This is a genomic window from Protofrankia sp. CiT1 (assembly GCF_917627335.1).
Classification (GTDB): Bacteria; Actinomycetota; Actinomycetes; order Frankiales; family Frankiaceae; genus Protofrankia.
The window spans coordinates 1-2,730 of record NZ_CAKJTP010000212.1 but is presented as its reverse complement, the minus strand read 5'-3'; the positions used below and the strand labels follow the sequence as shown (position 1 = coordinate 2,730).

Annotated in this window: 2 protein-coding genes; both read right to left on the bottom strand. The window is 74.6% G+C overall.

Translation table 11 applies throughout. The annotated features are described in order from the left end of the window. Window positions 1–11: 11 nt before the first annotated feature. Window positions 12–1,517, bottom strand: coding sequence for an amidohydrolase family protein (locus tag MJ785_RS20075; RefSeq protein ID WP_239382273.1), 1,506 nt, complete (start codon window positions 1,515–1,517; stop codon window positions 12–14). Next, window positions 1,517–2,491 (bottom strand): CoA transferase, encoded by a 975-nt coding sequence (locus tag MJ785_RS20070; RefSeq protein ID WP_239382271.1) that lies wholly within the window; start codon window positions 2,489–2,491, stop codon window positions 1,517–1,519. Before MJ785_RS20070 ends, MJ785_RS20075 begins: the two co-directional genes overlap by 1 nt. Window positions 2,492–2,730 lie beyond the last annotated feature (239 nt).

Sequence of the window (2,730 nt, the reverse complement as noted above, 5' to 3'; positions counted from 1 at the left end):
GGTCAGGCCGGTCAGCGGTTGTCGGCGATTATCCGTCCGGCGGCGATGGTGAGGGTGACCAGGTCCGCGCTCAGCGTCCGCAGCGCGGCCGGGCCGGGTTCGGCGAGCAGGCAGAGGTCCGCCGGAGCGCCGGGGATGACCCGTCGCGCCGGCCCGCCGGGGCTGGCGGGATCGCCGAGGTACAGGGCAAGGGCGGCGGCGGGGTCAACCGTTTCACCCGGTCCGATCAGGTTTCCCGCCGCCGTGCGCCGGGTCACCGCGGCACGCATCGACCGCCACGGGTCCGGATCGCCGAACGGGGCATCCGTGCCCGCGGCGACCGCGACCCCGGCGCGCCGTAATCCCGCGCAGCGGTACAGCCACGGGAGATCCTCGCCGTCGACCTCGTTGAGGTACTCGTCGCCGCGCTCGGTGATGAAGTGCGGCTGGGTGACGACGGTCAGGCCACGCTCGACGAGCTGATCCACCAGATCCGGTGGGATGACGGCGCCATGCTCGATGCGGTCCCCCGGGTGAGCGGTCCCAGCTTCCTCGGCGTCGGCCTCGGTGTCGACGTCGGCGCCGGCGTTGAGGACGTTGAGGACGTTGAGGACGGCGAGGGTAAGGACGAGCGCGGCGCGGGTCACGCAGTGCACGGCCACCGCCCGCCCGGCGGCCCGTGCGGCACGCAGCTTGGCGACGAGCGTGTCGAACTCGACCGGTTCACCTTCGTCAATCACGATCTTCACCGGCCCCAGCCGGATGCGTGGGTGCTCCAGCGGCGTGAGCTCGGGGCCGCCGGTCAGGGTCAGCTGTTGCGGGAGGTCACCGCGGGTCACCGCGGCGGCGAGCAGCTCAGCCTCGGCCGGCCCGGTGCCGGCGGTGGCGTCCGTCACGCCGGTGACGCCGAACGCGGCGAGCTGCCGTCCGACGGCGCTGAGATCCGGAGCCGGCGCGGGGGGGAGCCGTCCGCGCAGCCAGCCGTCCAGCCGGAACAGTCGGCCGTCGGGACGTCCAGCCGGGCCGCGCCCGGCTCCGGGCGGCGCGCTGACGGCAGCACCTGCTTGATCGTCAAGGCCGGCCGCGGCGAGGGCAGCCGAGTTGAGCATCCACAACGCCCCGGAGCGGTGCTGTACCCGCACGGGGACATCCGCGACCATCGTGTCGAGATCATCCCTGGTCAGCGGACCGGCAACACTGTCGTGGTAACCGACGCCGCGGACCCAGCCCCCTCGCCGGGTCCGCGCCGCGGCCGAGCGCAGGGCCGCGGCGAGTGCCGCCCGGTCGCGTACGGCCGGCGGGCCACAGAGCACCGAGCCGTGCGCGGCGGCCAGGGCCAGCAGGTGGATATGATGATCATGAAGGCCGGGAAGGAGAATGCCGCCCCGGGCGTCCACGACGTACTCGCCGGGCAGGCGGGACAGCTTCGGGCCGACGGCGACGATCCGGTCACCGCCGATCCGTACCGATGTTGTCCAGCCCCGCCCGTCGACCCGCGCGTTGATGATCAGAATTCGGTCGTCGTGGCCGGTCGTCATCAGGCGAGCTCCGTGAGGATGCGCGCGGTGTCCGCGCCCAGCTCCGGCGCGGTACCGGCCGGCATCCGGTGGCGGGGCGGCAGGACCGGCCGCCGGCAGCCGCTGGCCGCCACGAACCACCCGCTGGGGTTGTCTTCGTCCTGATCGGAGCCGGGCGACCATCGGGCGGCCGGGTCGCGCCGGGGGAGCCTCGGGCGGGTCCCGAGCAGCGAACCCGCCGCCTCGCGCAGGGCGATGTCGACATGGTGGCCGCCGCCGCCGACCACGCACGCGAGTGCCGCGACCGCCGCGTACAGGCCGGTCACCGGGTCGGCGATCGCGTCGGCGAGGAACATCGGCGTCCCGTCCGGCCCGACGGCGACCAGGCCGGCGGCTGCGGCCGCATCGTCGCCGAAGGCCACCCGCTGGCACCACGGTCCGGTCCGGCCGTAGCCGGTGATGCTCACCCAGGTCAGTGCGGGATGGCGGGCGAGCAGGCCGGCCGGGTCGATGCCCAGCTGGGCCAGGGCCCGCGGCCGGGACGCCTCGATCACCACGTCGGCCCGCAGCATCAGGCGGACAAGGGCGGCCCGGCCGTCAGGCGTGCGCAGGTCGAGCGCGACACTTTCGTGGCCGGCGTGCAGGAGGTCGAAGAAAGCCCGCGGCCCGGACCGCGCTCCGTCCGGCCGCCGGGTGCTCTCGACCTTTATCACCCGGGCGCCGGCGAGCCCCAGCAGGTGCGCGCACAACGGTCCGGCCCACAGCGACGACAGGTCGACGACGAGGATCGGTCTCGTCGGTGGGACGGGGTCGGTGGCCCGTCCCGGTCGGGGTGCTGTCGGTCGATGCGCTGGAGATTGGTGTGCCGTCGAGGAGGAACGGCGCGAACGGGAAGCGCTGGCCGCGCGCGGCGGCCTGGTCGTCCTGGGCCGCGTCCTTCGGCTGGGCGGCCGCGGCCACCGGCAGGCCGAGCAGCTGCCCCTGCTCGACCACATCGTGAGTGGGTAACCGGGCGAGCGCGACCGTGACCACATCCCACAGCCCCACCGGATGGTCGTCCCGGTCGTGATCATTCCCGGCGATCGACAGCCAGGCCGGCAGCAGCTCACGGTCGGAGCTGCGGGCCAGGTTGACCGCGACCCAGCCGTCCCGGGTGGGGAGCAGGCGGGCGGCACCGCCGGCGGACCGCCGGCCACCGCGGGTCAGCCGGCTGATCGCGGCCCGTTCGCCGAGC